The sequence below is a fragment of the Streptomyces sp. HUAS MS02 genome (assembly GCF_055702265.1).
Genome location: NZ_CM146747.1, coordinates 9,598,435 through 9,614,942 on the forward strand (window position 1 = coordinate 9,598,435; position 16,508 = coordinate 9,614,942).

The following is a 16,508-nucleotide window of genomic DNA, read 5'->3' on the forward strand; positions in this document are numbered from 1 at the left end:
TGGTTGTCGGACGACAACTGAGTTAACCTTCACCGGATTTTCTCATCCGGCCGATCCGTGAACTGCGGAAACCCGGCCGGTGAGCGGGCCTTGCACGGCCCGGCGCGGGTTCCGAGTCCTCGGCGCGAGGGCTCTTGGGGAGCGGAACGAGGGTGCGCATGAGCGGCAAGACGACCGAGACGGTCGAACGGGCCCCGGGAGAGCAGGAGCTACGGCAACTCCTGGCCGGTCTGACGGCCGTACGGGACGGCGACTTCGGCACCCGGCTGCCGTCCGACGGCGAGGGGCTGCTCGGCGACATCGCCACCGTCTTCAACGGCATGGTCGACCAACTGTCGGTGTTCACCTCCGAGGTCACCAGGGTGGCGCGTGAGGTGGGCACCGAGGGAACGCTCGGAGGTCAGGCCGAGGTGCCGGGCGTCTCGGGCACCTGGGCCGATCTCACCGACTCGGTCAACGCCATGGCGGGCAACCTGACCACCCAGGTGCGTGACATCGCGCAGGTGGCGACGGCCGTCGCCAGGGGTGACCTGTCGCAGAAGATCGACGTCCCTGCGCGCGGCGAGATCCTCCAGCTGAAGGAGACCGTCAACACGATGGTCGACCAGCTCTCCGCGTTCGCCGACGAGGTGACGCGGGTCGCCCGCGAGGTCGGCAGCGAGGGCCGGCTCGGCGGACAGGCCCAGGTGCCCGGTGTCGGCGGGGTCTGGCGCGACCTGACCGATTCGGTCAACTTCATGGCGGGCAACCTCACTTCCCAGGTCCGCAACGTCGCCCAGGTCACCACGGCCGTGGCGCAGGGTGACTTGTCGCAGAAGATCACCGTGGACGCGCGGGGCGAGATCCTGGAGTTGAAGAACACCATCAACACGATGGTGGATCAGCTGTCCGGTTTCGCCGACGAGGTCACGCGCGTGGCCCGCGAGGTCGGCACCGAGGGACGCCTCGGCGGGCAGGCGGACGTCCAGGGCGTCAAGGGCACGTGGCGCGACCTCACGGACTCCGTGAACTTCATGGCCGGCAACCTCACCGCGCAGGTCCGCAATGTCGCTCAGGTGGCCACGGCGGTGGCGCAGGGTGATCTGTCGCAGAAGATCACCGTGGATGCGCGGGGCGAGATCCTGGAGTTGAAGAACACCATCAACACGATGGTGGATCAGCTGTCCGGTTTCGCCGACGAGGTCACGCGCGTGGCCCGCGAGGTCGGCACCGAGGGCAACCTGGGCGGGCAGGCGATCGTCCGGGGCGCCTCGGGCACCTGGAAGGACCTGACCGACAACGTCAACGTCATGGCGTCCAACCTGACCGGCCAGGTCCGCTCGATCGCCCAGGTCGCCACGGCCGTCGCACGTGGCGACCTCTCCCAGAAGATCACCGTCGAGGCCAAGGGCGAGGTCGCCGCGCTCGCCGACGTCATCAACACCATGGTCGACACCCTCTCCGCGTTCGCCGACGAGGTCACCCGCGTCGCCCGCGAGGTCGGCACCGAGGGGCGCCTCGGCGGACAGGCCCACGTCCCCAACGTCGCGGGGACCTGGAAGGACCTCACCGACAACGTCAACTCGATGGCGAACAACCTCACCGGCCAGGTCCGCAACATCGCCCTGGTGACGACGGCGGTGGCCGGCGGCGACCTGTCGAAGAAGATCGACGTCGACGCCCGCGGCGAGATCCTGGAGCTGAAGACCACCATCAACACGATGGTCGACCAGCTGTCGTCGTTCGCCGCCGAGGTCACCCGGGTCGCCCGCGAGGTCGGCAGCGAGGGCCGGCTCGGCGGACAGGCCGAGGTGGAGGGCGTCGAGGGCACCTGGAAGCGGCTCACCGAGAACGTCAACGAACTGGCCGGCAACCTCACCCGGCAGGTCCGCGCGATCGCCGAGGTCACCAGCGCCGTCGCCGAGGGGGACCTGACCCGCTCCATCACCGTGGAGGCGTCCGGCGAGGTCGCCGACCTCAAGGACAACATCAACTCCATGGTGGAGTCCCTGCGCGAGACCACCCGGGCCAACCAGGAACAGGACTGGCTCAAGACCAACCTCGCCCGCATCTCCGGCCTGATGCAGGGCCACCGCGACCTGCCCGTCGTCGCCGAGCTCATCATGGACGAGCTCGCACCGCTGGCCTCCGCTCAGTACGGCGCCTTCTACCTCGCCGAGGACACCGAACGCGGCCCCGAACTGCGGCTGGTGGGCTCCTACGGCTACCCCGACGACACCGACCGGCCCGAGCGCATCCCCGTCGGCCGCTCACTGGTCGGGCAGGCCGCGCGCAACCGTCGTCCCATCAGCGTCGAGGAACTGCCGCCGGGCTATGTGACGATCTCCTCCGGACTCGGACAGGCCGAGCCCAGCGCCCTGGTGGTGCTGCCCATCGTGGTCGAGGACCAGGTCCTCGGCGTCATCGAGCTGGGCTCCGTCACCCCCTTCACCCAGATCCACCAGGACTTCCTCGCCCAGCTGATGCCGACCATCGGCGTCAACCTCAACACCATCGTGGCCAACGCCCGCACCGACGAACTGCTGGGGGAGTCGCAGCGGCTGACCGCAGAACTCCAGGCACGGTCCGAGGAGTTGCAGGTCCAGCAGGACGAACTGCAGCGCTCCAACGCCGAACTGGAGGAGAAGGCCTCCCTGCTGGCCTCGCAGAACAGCGACATCGAGGCCAAGAACCTGGAGATCGAACAGGCACGGCAGGAGCTGGAGACACGCGCCCAGCAGCTGGCCCTGGCCTCCAAGTACAAGTCGGAGTTCCTGGCGAACATGAGCCACGAACTGCGCACCCCGCTCAACAGCCTGCTGATCCTGGCCCAGTTGCTCGCCCAGAACCCCTCGCGCAACCTCACGCCCAAACAGGTCGAGTACGCGGGCATCATCCACTCGGCGGGCTCGGACCTGCTGCAGCTGATCAACGACATCCTCGACCTGTCCAAGGTCGAGGCCGGCAAGATGGACGTCGCCCCCGAGCGGGTCCCGCTGCGCAAGCTCCTCGAGTACGTCGAGGCCACGTTCCGCCCGATGACGTCACAGAAGAACCTGGACTTCACGGTGGCCACCGCACCGGGCACACCCGCCGACCTGCTCACCGACGACTCCCGGCTGCGGCAGATCCTGCGCAACCTGCTGTCGAACGCGGTCAAGTTCACCGAGGAGGGAGGCGTCACCCTGCGCATCGAACCCGCCGTGGACCGCGAGGTCCCCGTGGGCGTCCTGCGCGGCGGTCCCGTCGTGGCGTTCCGGGTCGAGGACACCGGCATCGGCATCCCCCAGCAGCAGCTGGAGACGATCTTCGGGGCGTTCCAGCAGGCGGACGGCACCACCAGCCGCAAGTACGGCGGCACCGGACTCGGCCTGTCGATCACCCGGGAGATCGCGCATCTGCTCGGCGGCGCCGTCACCGTCGACAGCACACCCGGTCAGGGCAGCACCTTCACCCTCTACCTGCCCGTGGCCCGCGACGACTTCGCGGAACAACTCGGCGGCGACCACCGGCAGACGGAGCACCCCGACCCCGCCGGCCGTGAACTCCCCCCGGCGTCCCGGCCGGACACCGCGTCCCCCGCGGTGCCCGAGCAGCGCCGACGCCGTCTGCTGGTCGTCGAGGACCGCCCCCGCGGACTGCTGACCCTCGTCGCCGAACGCGCGGTCGCCGACCTCGCCTCCGACGGCGACCCCCTCGGCGCGATCGACATCATCACCGCCGTCGGAGCACAGGAGGCCGCGAGCACACTGGCCGCCGAACCCTGCCACTGCGTCGTCCTCGAACTCGCCATGCCCGACGACGAGGGCGCCCGCCTGCTGCAGGCCATGGAGGGCGACTCGGCGCTCTCCGGCGTGCCCGTGCTCGTCCACACCGGCCACCGGGTGGACCTGGCGCACGAGCGGACGCTGCGCTCCCGTGCGGACGGCCGACCGCTGGACTTCCTGTCCAGCCTGGACGAACTGCGTGAACGCATCACCCTGCACCTGTCCGCCGAGGAGCCGGGGGACGTGCTGTCCCTGGTGCGCGCCGAGGAGACCCAGCGGCCGGCCGCGCAGGTCGTCGACGGCGCCTTCCGCGGCCGCAAGGTCCTCGTGGTCGACGACGACGCCCGCAACCTCTTCGCGCTGAGCGGGATGCTGGAACTCCACGGCTTCCACGTCCTGCACGCCGACAACGGCCGCCGGGGCATCGAGATGCTGCTCGCCCACCCGGACGTCTCACTGGTCCTGATGGACGTGATGATGCCCGAGATGGACGGCTACACCGCCACCTCGGAGATCCGGGCGATGCCCCAGTACGCCGACCTGCCCATCATCGCCGTCACCGCCAAGGCCATGCCCGGAGACCAGGAGAAGAGCCTGGCGTCGGGTGCGAACGACTACGTGACCAAACCGGTCGACATGGGTGACCTGATGGGCCGCGTCCGACGGTGGCTGGCCGTATGACGGGGCGTCGCACCGCCGCGCGCACCAGCCCACCGCGTGGCGTCCGGGGACGCCCGAGCCGAGGAACAGGTCAACCGTGAGCAACCCCAGCCAGTCGGCCGAGCCGCAGCACGCAGACGCCGCGCCCGACGAGCCGTCGGTCGACGCCGCGTGTGATCAACCGTCGGCCGGTGCGGCGCCGGGCGGGCCGTCGGCCGACGCCCCGCCCACGGCCGGTCCGGACGCCCTGGAGACGAAGGGGCAGTCCACGCCCGTCGGCCGGCTCGCCGCGACCGTGGAACGGCTGCGCCGCGAGGTGCAGGCCGCCCACGCGGAGGCGGACGGCCGTGCCGTGATCGAACTGGCCAAGGGCATCCTCGTCGAGCGGCTCGGCTGCGGACCGGCCCAGGCGGCCCTGCAACTCGCCGAACTGACCGAACAGGCGGGCGTGACACCCCTGGAGTTCGCCGTCGAGGTCATCAACCAGGCCGCCCGCGACCGGCTCTCCGAGATGACCACCGCCCTCCTCGCGACCACCGCGAGCCGGGACGACACCGACGACCCACCGGGCGGCGGCTCCCTCGCCGTACGGCTGCGGACCGCCGAGAGCGCCGCACTGGCCGCCCACGACGCCCAGGCCGTGGCCGACTCCCTCCTGGAACACGCCCTGACCCCGCTCGGCGCCGAAGCCGTGGCCATCTGGGCGCTGGGCGCGGACGGCTCCCTCACCCTGGCCGGCAGCGCCGGGTTCTCGGCCGCCGAGGCGACACGCTGGCGGTACGTCCCGCCGGGCGTCGTCACCGTCGCCCGTCGCGGACTCGGGGACCGAGCCGGCCAGTGGATCGGTTGCCTGTCGCAGACCGGCCTGCCCTCCATCGGCCGCCACCACCATCCCGACGGCGGCCGGGTCGCCGTCCCCGCCGGCACCGGCGGCCGCATCCACGGCGTGCTGGAGATCGTCTGGCCGGCGCCGCTGGAGGCCCAGCCCCCGCAGATCGTCCGCCAGGTCGAGGCCCTGGCGGAGCTGTGCGCCCACACGCTCGGGACTTTCGTCCCGCCCCACGGCGAAGCCGAGGCGCGGGCCGCCGGGATCCTGCCCGACGTCGCCGAGCTGATGGACCTCGCCGACGGGCTCCACGACCCCGCGCTGGTGCTCGTCCCGCACCTGGACGGCACCGGGGAGCTGGTCGACTTCCGCATCCACCACGTCAACAGCCGCTTCCTCGACCCGGCCGGCCGGCCCCGGGGCGTCGTCAACGGAGCCCTGCTTCTGGAGACGTATCCCATGGCCGCCGGCGAGAGCGAACTGTTCGAGCAGGTCGAACGTGTCTACGCCACCGGCGAGCCGTTCCGCGCCCGCCGGATGCGGCTCACCTCCCTGGTGGAGGACGTCCCGCTGGCGGCCGTCGCCGACATCAACATCACCCGCCACGGCGGCAGCGTCCTGCTCATCTGGCGCATAGAGGACGAGACCGCGCGGCTGGCGAGCCTGCTGCAGCACGCCCAACGCCTCGGCCGCATCGGCGGGTTCGAGGAGAACCTCGTCACCGGCGAGATCACCTGGAACGGCGAGCTCTACAGCCTCTACGGCAAGCCCTCCATCAGCGGACCCGTCCCGCTGGAGGACCTGCCCGCCCACGCCCACCCCGACGACGCCGTCGCCATCGGCCGGTTCCTGCGCACTCTGCTGCACCACCGTCGCTCCGCGTCCGCCGCCTTCCGGCTCCAGCGGCCCGACGGCGTCACCCGGCACATCCGTGTCGTGGCCGAGCCGGTCCTCGACTCCGACGGCAGACTCCTCGTCGTCCGGGGCGCCTACCAGGACATCTCCGCCCACCACTGGACGGAGGTCGCCCTCGCCGCCACCCGCGACCAACTCGCCCACTCCGAGCAGCAGGCGAGCGAACGCGACCGGCTCACCCTCCAGCTCCAGCACGCCATCATGCCCCCGGCCCAGGCGCCCCTGGAGGCCCCCGGACTGCGCGTGGCCGTCCGCTACCGGCCCGCCGAGACCCAGCACCTGGTGGGCGGTGACTGGTACGACGCGGTCGTGCTGCCCTCCGGGCTGGTGCTGCTGTGCGTCGGGGACGTCGCGGGGCACGGCATAGAGGCGGCCACCAGCATGGTCGTCCTGCGCAACGCCCTGCGCGGTCTCGCCGTGACCGGCGCCGGGCCGGGCCAGCTGCTGGCCTGGCTCAACATGGTGGCCCACCACCTGACGGGTTCCGTCACCGCCACCGCCGTCTGCGGTCTGTACGACCCGCACCGCCACACCCTGCGCTGGGCCAGGGCGGGCCATCTGCCGCCGGTCCTGGTACGCGCGGGCGAGGCGACACCGCTCCCCCTGATCAAGGGCCTGCTGCTCGGCGCCCTGCCCGAGGCGACGTACGAGGAACACGAACTGCAACTGGCCGTCGACGACACCCTGCTGATGTACACCGACGGCCTGATCGAACGCCGTGACCGCTCCGTGGAGGAGTCCCTGGCCCAGCTGCTCACCGCCGCCCGGACCGTGCCCCCCACCCTCGACCAGCAGTTGGACCGCCTCCTCACCTACAGCAGGTCCGACACGGACGACGACACCTGTCTCGTGGGCGTCCGGGTGGCCCAGGTCCTGCCGGCCTGATCACCGCCGACCGGGGCGACCGTCGGGCGACAGAACGTCTGCGGGCGCCGTTGGCGGGCACACGGAGTGGTAGGAGTCGGCGTCGGACGGGAGAACGGGGAAGTCGGTGACGAGCAAGAGGACGGACACCGGGGCGACGGGTGTCAGGGCGAAGGGCTGGGCGCATTCGTTCCCCGTGTCGGGAGGCGTGTACGCCGGGCGACGGTGGACACGAAGGCGGCTGGAGTTCCTTCCCTGGACCGCGGACGAGCCCGAGACGGTGGACGCCGTCGTCCTCGCCGTGTCCGAACTCCTCACCAACGCGCACGTCCACGCGCACAGCGACGCGCGTCTGATCCTCACCTGGGACGGCGACTGCCTGCACGTGAGCGTGCACGACGAGGACCCGACCCTGCCGCGCCAACGCACCCCGAAGCCGGGGGAGACCTCCGGTCGCGGCGTGGGCATCGTACGGATGCTGGCCGACACGCTGGAGGTGAGGTGCCAGCGGCACGGCAAGACGGTGTCGGCCTGCTTCCGTCCGGCGAGCACCGACGGCCCCGCTGCCGACCGCCCCGCTGCCGACCGCCCCGCTGCCGACCGGCCGGACGCCGAGCGCCCGGACGCCGATCGGCCGGGCACCGAGCGACCCGACGCGGGCTGAGGGCCGCTGCCGCACGGCGGGTTATACGATGACGTGTCTGCCGCCCGCCGTCGCGTACGGCGTACGTACGGTGAGCGGAGGGCCGGGGAGCGCCGTACGGCGGCACAGGGGGAAACCGGGGGAGAACGTGGATGCCTCCGACCTGATGAATTTGATGGACCTGATGGACCTGATGGACCTGTGCCGGCCCGGTCTTACGATGTTCGAGGTGGCGGGGCGATGAGTACGGCCAAGAGCGGTGCGCGGGAACCCTTCGTGCACCCCGCGCTGTTCTACCGGGGCAGGGAGCAGTACACGGCCGGCACGGTGCCGTTCCTGCGGGCGGGACTGTCCGCCGGCGAGGCCGTGGCGGTCGCCGTCCCGGGTCCCAACCTGGAGCTGATCAGGGCCGCGATGGGTGCGTGGGCCGCCGAGATCGAGTTTCTCGACATGACCAGGGTGGGCCGCAACCCGGGACGGATCATCCCGGGGGTGCTGCGTGCCTTCGCCGACGCCCACCCGGCCGGACGGGTGAGGATCATCGGCGAACCGATCTGGGCCGACCGCTCGGCAGTGGAGTACCCGGCCTGCGTCCAGCACGAAGCCCTCATCAACGCGGCCTTCCGGGGCCGGGACGTGACGATCCTGTGCCCGTACGACGCGGACGCCCTCGCCCCGGAGACACTCGCCGACGCCCACCTCACCCACCCCGTCGTCATCGACGCAGGCGTCGAACGGACCAGCGACGCCTACGATCCCGAGCGTGCCGTCGCCCACTACAACCGGCCGCTCGCCCACCCACCCGGGGCGGCTTCCCTCGCGTTCGACGCGGACGCGCTCCCGTGGGCCCGTTCCTTCGCGGCGCAGGAGGCCCGGCAGTTGGGGCTGACCGGCGGCCGGTTGCAGGATCTGACACTGGCCGTGGCGGAGCTGACCACCAACAGCGTGGTGCACGGCGGCGGGACGGGCACGCTGCGCGTCTGGGCCGAAGGGCCGCAGCTCGTGTGCGAGGTCCAGGACCGAGGCCGTCTCAGCGACCCGCTGGCCGGCCGAAGACCTCCGGCACGCGACCAGGTGGGCGGCCGGGGGCTGCTGCTCGTCCACCACGTCGCCGACCTCGTGCGCCTGCACACCACCGAGGCCGGCACCACCGTCCGCTTCTACCTCGACCGCTGACCGCGCGGCCCGCTCGCGGACCGTCCGGGTCAGTAACTCAGCGCGTCCTCGGCCGTTCCGAGGAAGCTGGTGACCGTGCCGTCGTTGACCGTGACGGGACCGTCGGCGATCGCCACGGTCACCGGGCTCTCGGCAGCCGTGAGCGCGATCTCCACCTGGTCGGCCGTCTTGCCGCCCTCGGTGCCGACTCCTGCGAACAGGATTCCGGCGTAGGCGATGTCGCCGGGGTTCAGCAGCCAGTCGTCGACGGTCGGGCCGCGGTGCTCCGCCGCCCCGTCGAGCGCCGGGATCGTGATGACCAGGTCGTTCGCCGCCAGCAGGCAGGGGTCGCCGCTGTTGTTGGTCGCGGTCAGCAGGGCGTGGCTCGCTTCCTTGGACGCGACGGTGACGTTGTAGCTCAGGTCGGTCGTCTCGCACATGCCCACGCCGCCGTCCTGGTCGTCGTCCGTCCCGGACCCTCCGGACCCGGATGTGCCGGATCCGGACTTCCCGGTCCCGGACTTGCCGCTCCCCGACTTCCCGGATCCGGACTTCGACGGCGGCGGGGTGCTGCCGCTGTCGGCGGAGTCGCCGCCCTCGCCACCCGGTTCGGCCGTCGCGGATGCCTCGGCGTCGGTGTCCGAACCCGCTCTGGACGGGCTCGCCGACGTTCTCGGCGAGGCGTTGTCCTTGTTCTTGTCCTTGTCACCGCCGCACGCGGTCAGTGCCACGATGCCGAGCGAGCAGGCGGCGAGTACGGCGGTGAGACGGCGCGAACGAACCGTGTGAATCATGAGGAACCCCCCGAGAGTGTGAACGTCCGGGTGATCGTGCCTCATGGGAGCGCTTCCTCCACCCGCTCGCATCGAGAGGGAACCGTCTGCGGACAGCACTGTGACACTGTGACCGAGCGGGAAGTTCGACAACGCCTGCGATCGGCGGCACGGCGGATTTCGGCCGACCTGGGCGGCCTGATCGTTTCTGAGTACGCGTACTCAGGCCCCGTGACGATCACTTGGGCAGACTGTGGCGTCCATGACAGGCGAGTGAGGGAGGGGACGTGTACCGAACGAGGGCAGCCCTGGCGGTGACGGCGCTGACGGTATGTGTGCTGGCGGGATCCGGCGTGGGGTCCGCCGCCGCGGCCGGAGATCCGCTGCTGCCCCACCCCGGCCCGGAGGGCCTGGTGTGGGTGGAGGAACAGATCGGCGACGGTGGGGTGGCGTCGGGGGGCGCCTGGGAGAGGCTGCCGACCGTCCTCACGGTGGCGTGCGAGGGCGGCGGTGATGTGCGGGTGACGATGAGTTCGCGGGAGACGGAGGTCGCCGCGTTCACGGTCGACTGCCCGGCGGGAACCGCCGGCGTCGGCTCGGTGACCATGGACCCCGGCGTGGTCCACATGGGCTCCTTCACCATCGGGGTCGATGCGTCGTCCGAGACGATCCGCTGGGCACTGACGGTGACCCAGCCGGAACAGCCGGCATAGCCGGAGCACATCGGAAGCGATCCGGGGGGCGCGCGACGGCATGAAGGTCCCATGTCCCGGCTCCCGCGCACCGGTTGGACCGTCGGCACCGCATGATGGGATGGGCGCATGAGCGATCACGAACTCCCGGCAGCGGTGGACTCGGCGGCGCTGCTCGCCCTCTCCCGAGGCCATCACGGACGCACCGTACGTCCTGTGGGCACGCGGGAGGCGGGTGGCCACCTGGTCAAGGTGTACTCGCTGGAGGCGCCGGGCCGCAGCGTCACCGAGCAGGACACGGCCGGCGCCCTGCGCGTCGCCGCGGCGCACCTCGAACTCGGGCGCGTCCGCGGGTCGCTCGGGCTCGCCACGCTGATCGTGCACGCGGGCGGCGACGGCGACTACGTCCTGGTCCACACCTGGATCGAGGGCCACATGTCCGACCTGGCCATCTTCACCGGCCCGGCCGGGCGGCCCGACCAACTCCGCCCGGGACGCGCCGGCCTCGCCCCCTGTGTCTGGGAAGCCGCCGTCATCGCCCACGAACGGGACGCGTTCTCCCGGCACGTCCTCGACGGCACCGCTCCGATCGCCGGCCGGCTGGCCGCCTGGCAGGACGACACCCTGACGGGCGGCCTCCGGTGACCGGCGCCCCGGCGCGGTGGCGCAGACATGCGTGGAGCGCGGTCGGGCTGGCCGCCCTGACCGGTGCGGCGGTGGCCCTGAGCGCCTGCGGCCCGGAGGGCGGGGAGGCCGACGCATCCGGCGACCGTGAGACGAGGTACAGACGGGTCATCGAGGATCCTCACCCCAGCCCCGCCGACGTGATCGAGGCGGCCGGGGCTCCCTCCGGTGTGGCGAGCGCGGACGACGGCTCGCTGCTGCTGACGTACGAGGCCGACAACGTCGAGGACGACGAGGGCCCGGCCGCGACCGCCTGGCGCATCGTCGGCCCCGACGGCCGTACGGTCGCCGAGCACGCGGAGCACGCCGACGCGGAGGACGTGGCGCCGGCCTTCACGGGGGTGAGCGGCGGCTTCGTCCAGGTGCCGGGGGACCGGGGAGCGTACCTCCTCGACACCCGGGGAAAGCGGCACGCGCTCACCTTGAGCGAGACCCCGTTGCGCACCCGCCCCGGCGACGTCCTGCTCTCCGGACGGGAGCCGGCCCTCGTCTACCGTCCCGCCACACGCACCGCGGCACCACCGGCCGGACTGCCGGACGAGGCCGTCGACTTCGCCGTGGACGAGCGGGGCACGGTCTGGAGCCTGGAGCAGTCGCTGTCCGAGAAGCCGCACCGCGTCGTGTGGCAGCGTGCGGGCCGCACGCTCGGCTCCGAGTCGGTCCCGACGTCGTACGGTGTCGCCGCCCTCGCCGCGCGGGGTGGCACGGCGGCCGTCGCCCTGGAGACGGACGAGGGCGTGCGCGGCCTGCTGCTGACCTCGGACGGCGGTGAACGGTGGCGCACGGTCCTCGCGGGCGGCATCCCCTGGGACGACCTGAGTCATGGCCCGGGGTTGCTGGTCCTGGAGGTGCTCGCGGACGGACGGGTCCTCGTCGGAGGGGAGGGCGGCCGCTACTGGCTGGCCGACGACCCCACCGGCGGTTCCTTCCACGAGATCCGGACCCCGGCGAAGTTCACGACGCTCACCGTCGAGGGCACCACCCTCCATGGCATCGTCGACGCTACGACGGCGACGTACGACCTGGTGCCGGACGAGGGGCTGTGGACGTCCCGCGACGGCGGACGTGCGTGGCGGCGCACGGTGGGATAGACGCACCGCGACGCCCGGCTGTCCGCCCGCCGAAGGACGCCAGGCCCCCCGTTCCGGGGCCGGTTCAGTGGCGGCCGGGGCAGGGCGGACGGTGGTCGAGGCCCGGGAAGTGGCGGGTCCACTGGGCGGGGGTGAGCGGGGCGTCGACGTGGGTGCAGGCGTGGGCGCGTACCCAGGAGACGTCGGTGTTCCAGATCTCGATCGTGTGGTCGTTGCTGAGGGTGGCCACGGTGTCGGACGCCGCCAGGGGCAGGACGACCGCGAGGCCGCCCGAGAGACCGGTCAGCAGGGCTCGTTCGCTGGGCCGTGAGCGGTCGGTCGCCTTCCACAGGCGTACGGTGCCGTCCTGTCCGGCGGTGATCACCTCACGGCCGTCCCGGGTGAACTCCACGTAGCCGATCATGCCGGTGTGGGCGTGGAGCCGGCCGAGCCTGCGGTGCGCGCGCGGATCGGCGACGTCCCAGAGGCGCGCCGTGCGGTCGTCGCTGCCGGAGACGAGCGTGCGGCCGTCCTGGCTGAAGGCGAGTCCGACGACGAAGTCGTCGTGGTCGCGGAGCACGGCGGTCGTGGAGGCGTGGCGCGGGTCGGTGACGTCCCACAGACGGACGGTGCGGTCGTCGGAGCCGGAGGCCAGGGTGGAGCCGTCGGGGCTGAAGGCGACCGGTTTGACGTTGAGCGCGTGGCCGGTCAGTTCTCCCAGGAGGCGGGGGCGGTCGGGGTCGCGGACGTCCCACAGCCGGACGGTGTCGTCGTAGCTGCCGGTGGCGAGCGTGCGGCCGTCGGGACTCACCGCCAGGGAGAACACGAAGTCGCCGTGGCGGCTGGGGGTGGTCGACCGCAGGCGCGGTCGGGCGGGGTCGGCCACGTCCCAGAGCCGGATCGCGCGGTCCTTGCCGACGCCGGCCAGTACCCCGCCGGGGCCGAAGGCCAGCGTGTGGGCGGCCTCGGGGTCGCCGTGGGCCGTGCCCAGCAGACGGGGGTCACGGGGGTCGGCCATGTCCCACATCTGGAGACTGCCGTCGTCGTGCGCGGTGGCGAGCCTGCGGCCGTCGGGGGCGACGGCCAGGGCGTGGACATGGCGGGCCAGGGTGTACGGGGCGACGCTGAGCAACCCGTTGCGGGTCGCCCGGTTCGCTTCCAACCGGTAGGCCGCCAGCGCCAGTTGGACGGCGAGCGAGCGGTCGCGGGTGCGCAGGGCCGACGCGTTCTCGACGGCCTGGAGTGCGAGGAGGTGGTTGCGCTGCGCGGTGACGGTCTGCTGGGAGCGCAGCGCGTGACCGACGGCGGCCGCGGCGCACAGGAGCAGGACGACGAGGGCCGCGACGAGGCGGCGCAGTCGGCGGACGTGGTGGCGGGCGCGCCGTGTCTGCGCCTGTTCCGCGGCCTCGCTCGTCTCCAGGAAGGCGCGTTCCCGGGCGGTGAGCGTCTCCTTCGGGAGGTCCCTGGCGGCGTCCAGACGCAGGCCCCGGTACAGGGTGTCCGGGTCGCGGTGCAGGGACTCCCAGACGGTGGTGGCTTCGGTGAGCGCGCGGTGCAGGCGCAGCCGGTCGCGGTTCTCGCCCAGCCAGCCGCCGAGCCGGGGCCAGCAGCGGATCAGGGCTTCGTGGGCGATCTCGACGTGGTCCCGGTCGACGGTCAGCAGGCGTGCCCGGGTGGCTTGTTCGAGGACGAGCGCGGTGTCGTGGCTGTCGTCGAGCTCATGGCGCGGCACACGGCGTTTGGTGTCCTCGGTGCCCTCACCCAGGGCGATGAGGCGGAGGAACAGGAGTCGGGCGACGGTCTGCTGGGAGTCGTTCAGAGACGCGTGAAACGCTTCGGCGGTCTGCGCGAGGGCGCCCTCGAAGCCGCCTGCCGCCTGGAATCCCGCGAGGGTGAGGGTGTTGCCGCGCCGACGGCGCCAGGTCTCCAGAAGGGCGTGCGAGAGCAGGGGGAGCGCCCCTGGCCGGCCGTGGGCGTCGGCGGTGAGCGCCGCGAGAAGGGCGCCCTCGACGGTCAGCCGGACGCGGGCGGCCGGCTGGACGATCGCCGCCCGCAGCTCGTCGAGCGTCATCGGACCGACGGGGACGTGCGCCTCCGCCAGGGCGTCGACGAGGGCGGGCAACCGGGTGCAGTGCGTGTAGAAGTCCGACCGTACGGCCAGTACGACGCGGCAGCGGCTGTCGGCGGCGTGCGCGGCATGCAGGAGCGCCGAGACGAACGCGTCACGTTCCTCCGCGTCGGGGCAGAGGGTGAACACCTCCTCGAACTGGTCCACGACGACGAGGAGTTCGCGGTGACGTGGGACTGGGTGCGGGTGCGGACGCGGATGCGCCTCCGGGTCGGGCTCCGGGGCCGGGTCCGGTGAACTCGCCAGGATCTGGCGTGCGACACGGTGCAGTGTGCGGGGTTCCGAGGCGAGTTCGTCCGCGACGGCTCCCGGAGTGAGACGGGCTCGGGCCGCCAGCTGGATCGCGCATTCCTCCAGGGGGCGCGCGCCGGGAGTGAATACCAGGGCCGGTTGACCGGGGAATTGGGGGAGCACGCCGGCGCGCAGCACCGAGGATTTCCCGGATCCCGAGGCGCCGAACAGAACGAGAAATCTCTTTCTGTTCAGATGTTCGACGAGTCGTCCGGTGAGATTCTCCCGGCCGAAGAAAGCGTCGGCGTCCGACTGTTGGAAAGAGGCCAGACCGACATAGGGCGAGGCGGCCGTGGTCTCCTCGACCCCGGTGGCCGCCGAGGTGGGGATGTCGCTCCCGGTGGCGCACGCGGCGGCCGTGGTGCGCCAGAACGACTCCCATTCGCGCACGTCACCGCCACAGGCGCGGACGTAGGCGAGGGTGACTGCCAGCGACGGCAGTTGACGTCCCGACGCGGCCCCGGAGAGCGCCGCGATCGAATAGTGCGCCCGCTGTGCGAGGTCTCGATAGGTGGGACTTCCCGACTGCTCCCGCAGTTTTCGCAACCGCGCCGCGAAATCCCGCAGTGGGCCGCTCTCCGCTTCCAGCGGTCGCTCTCCCCGTGGCACCCGAAAACGCACCTCCCCTTGAGCCATTCGGGATTGTTCACCATGCGTTTGTTCAGCGCCAGCCCGCCGATCGTGAACAACGCGCGGCGGCTACAAACGGAGCGTCGACTCCCCGCAACCTCTCCAGGAGGACCCATGAACGCCTACACACGGCACTGCGCCGGCCGACCGCTCGGGGGCGCGGCGACCCCGCCCCCGCTCTCCGGACCCGACCCGGTCGAGAGGACCGGGCGTCGCGACGCCCCTGACCGGCTGGGGCACTTCACCGCCGATCAGCTGGGACGGCTGTGCGAGGTGGCCGGCATCGGCGCGCGGCAGCGGACCACGCACCAACGGGTGCTGTCCGAACTCCTGGGCCCGGCCGCCGCGCTGCCCCTGACCGACCCACCGCCCTCCCCCTCCTTCGTCTCGGACGACCACACACCGGTGGAGTTCTCACTGACGTTCCCCGCCGGTGGAGAGCCCGTCCTGCGGGTGCTCGTCGACCCCGGCTTCGCCGCCCGGTCGCTGCCGGACAACGCCCGCACGGCATGGGCGGCCGTGGGACGCCTGGCCACCCGATGGGGCATCGACCTGGGCGAACTGACCCGCCTGAGCGACCTCTTCCTCCCACCGGAACCCCACGGGCCACTGACCCTGTGGTGCGCCCTCGACCTGCGCCCGGCCGGCCCCACCGGAGTCAAGCTGTACCTGAACCCGGGCGCCCGGGGCGTCGAGCGCGCGATGGAGACCGTCACCGAGGCCATGACGAGGCTCGGCCACGCCCGGGCCTTCGAACCGGTACGGCGCCATGTGGCCGCCCGCTCGCGGGAGCGGGCCGGATTCATGTTCTTCGCCCTGGACGTGGGCCCGTGGGCCGACCCTCGGGTGAAGGTCTACGTCGTCCACCCCGGTGCAACGGCCGCCGACGCGGCGGACGCGGCCCGGCTGGTGCCCGGGGCGTGCCCGGAACGGGTCGCGGAGCTGTGCCGCCTCGTCGGCGGGGACAGCCCCTTCGACCGGCTCCCGCTCGTCTCCTGCTACTCGTTCACCGGCGCGGACACCCACCACCCGACCGGCCACGGCCTCCACGTCCCCGTCCGGGCGTACGTCCGCGACGACCGGGTGGCACACGACCGGGCCGTACGGTTCCTGCGCCGGTACGGGGTGAGCAGCACGCCGCTCGACCGTGCCCTCGACGCGCTCACCGTCCGTCCCCTGACCGCGGGCGTCGGCCTCATCTCCTATCTGAGCCTGGTCCAGGCGGGGCGACAGGCCCCCCGGATCACCACCTACTTCTGCCCCGAGGCCTATCGCGTCCTTCCCCCACGGCAGGACACCGCACCGCCGAGCCCCGCGTCGGCCCCTGCCACCGAGCGGGGATCCACGGCGCCGCGATCCACCCCACAGGGCTCCACGGCCTCGCGTACGACCGGCTGAGCCCGTCCCGCCCACCCGTCCGACAGCACACGA

At 72.2% G+C, this 16,508-nt stretch carries 10 protein-coding genes; 8 read left to right on the plus strand and 2 right to left on the minus strand.

The annotated features are described in order from the left end of the window. Positions 1-158: 158 nt before the first annotated feature. The 4 genes from ACZ9QC_RS41485 (at position 159) to ACZ9QC_RS41500 (ending at position 8,830) form a co-directional block, all read left to right on the plus strand. Positions 159-4,427: a HAMP domain-containing protein gene (locus tag ACZ9QC_RS41485; protein WP_472917853.1), complete on the plus strand. Its 4,269-nt coding sequence runs from the start codon at positions 159-161 to the stop codon at positions 4,425-4,427. Between the two features lie 76 nt (positions 4,428-4,503). Continuing rightward, complete coding sequence (locus ACZ9QC_RS41490) at positions 4,504-7,032, plus strand: SpoIIE family protein phosphatase (protein WP_472917854.1); 2,529 nt, start codon at positions 4,504-4,506, stop codon at positions 7,030-7,032. Positions 7,033-7,138: 106 nt separating this feature from the next. Then, positions 7,139-7,675 carry an ATP-binding protein gene (locus tag ACZ9QC_RS41495; protein ID WP_472917855.1) on the plus strand — a complete coding sequence of 179 codons (537 nt, stop codon included), beginning with the start codon at positions 7,139-7,141 and terminating at the stop codon, positions 7,673-7,675. A gap of 219 nt (positions 7,676-7,894) precedes the next feature. Beyond that, a complete protein-coding gene (locus ACZ9QC_RS41500) occupies positions 7,895-8,830 on the plus strand; it encodes an anti-sigma factor RsbA family regulatory protein (protein ID WP_472917856.1) in 936 nt (311 codons plus the stop codon). Between the two features lie 29 nt (positions 8,831-8,859). On the opposite strand, the gene ACZ9QC_RS41505 is transcribed toward ACZ9QC_RS41500, so the two are convergent. Continuing rightward, a complete protein-coding gene (locus tag ACZ9QC_RS41505; RefSeq protein WP_472917857.1) occupies positions 8,860-9,603 on the minus strand; it encodes a DUF4232 domain-containing protein in 744 nt (247 codons plus the stop codon). 266 nt (positions 9,604-9,869) lie between these two features. On the opposite strand from ACZ9QC_RS41505, the gene ACZ9QC_RS41510 reads away from it, so the two are divergent. The 3 genes from ACZ9QC_RS41510 (at position 9,870) to ACZ9QC_RS41520 (ending at position 12,049) form a co-directional block, all read left to right on the plus strand. After that, entirely contained in the window at positions 9,870-10,295 is a 426-nt protein-coding gene (locus ACZ9QC_RS41510; protein WP_472917858.1) for a hypothetical protein, read from the plus strand. Between the two features lie 108 nt (positions 10,296-10,403). Beyond that, positions 10,404-10,919, plus strand: a complete 516-nt coding sequence (locus ACZ9QC_RS41515; protein WP_472917859.1) for a hypothetical protein — start codon at positions 10,404-10,406, stop codon at positions 10,917-10,919. Further along, the gene (locus ACZ9QC_RS41520; RefSeq protein WP_472917860.1) at positions 10,916-12,049 is read left to right on the plus strand and encodes a hypothetical protein; all 1,134 of its coding nucleotides are present in this window, start codon (positions 10,916-10,918) and stop codon (positions 12,047-12,049) included. Before ACZ9QC_RS41515 ends, ACZ9QC_RS41520 begins: the two co-directional genes overlap by 4 nt. 64 nt (positions 12,050-12,113) lie before the next feature. On the opposite strand, the gene ACZ9QC_RS41525 is transcribed toward ACZ9QC_RS41520, so the two are convergent. Next, positions 12,114-15,056, minus strand: a complete 2,943-nt coding sequence (locus ACZ9QC_RS41525; protein ID WP_472917861.1) for an nSTAND1 domain-containing NTPase — start codon at positions 15,054-15,056, stop codon at positions 12,114-12,116. A gap of 135 nt (positions 15,057-15,191) precedes the next feature. Here ACZ9QC_RS41525 and ACZ9QC_RS41530 point away from each other — a divergent pair, with 135 nt between their 5' ends. Continuing rightward, complete coding sequence (locus tag ACZ9QC_RS41530; protein WP_472917862.1) at positions 15,192-16,475, plus strand: tryptophan dimethylallyltransferase family protein; 1,284 nt, start codon at positions 15,192-15,194, stop codon at positions 16,473-16,475. Positions 16,476-16,508 lie beyond the last annotated feature (33 nt).

Bases quoted from the DNA above. Each gene is read 5' to 3' on its own strand.
- ACZ9QC_RS41485 (WP_472917853.1), top strand. From the start codon at position 159: ATGAGCGGCAAGACGACCGAGACGGTCGAACGGGCCCCGGGAGAGCAG.
- ACZ9QC_RS41500 (WP_472917856.1), top strand. From the start codon at position 7,895: ATGAGTACGGCCAAGAGCGGTGCGCGGGAACCCTTCGTGCACCCCGCG.
- ACZ9QC_RS41505 (WP_472917857.1), bottom strand. From the start codon at position 9,603: ATGATTCACACGGTTCGTTCGCGCCGTCTCACCGCCGTACTCGCCGCC.
- ACZ9QC_RS41515 (WP_472917859.1), top strand. From the start codon at position 10,404: ATGAGCGATCACGAACTCCCGGCAGCGGTGGACTCGGCGGCGCTGCTC.
- ACZ9QC_RS41530 (WP_472917862.1), top strand. From the start codon at position 15,192: ATGAACGCCTACACACGGCACTGCGCCGGCCGACCGCTCGGGGGCGCG.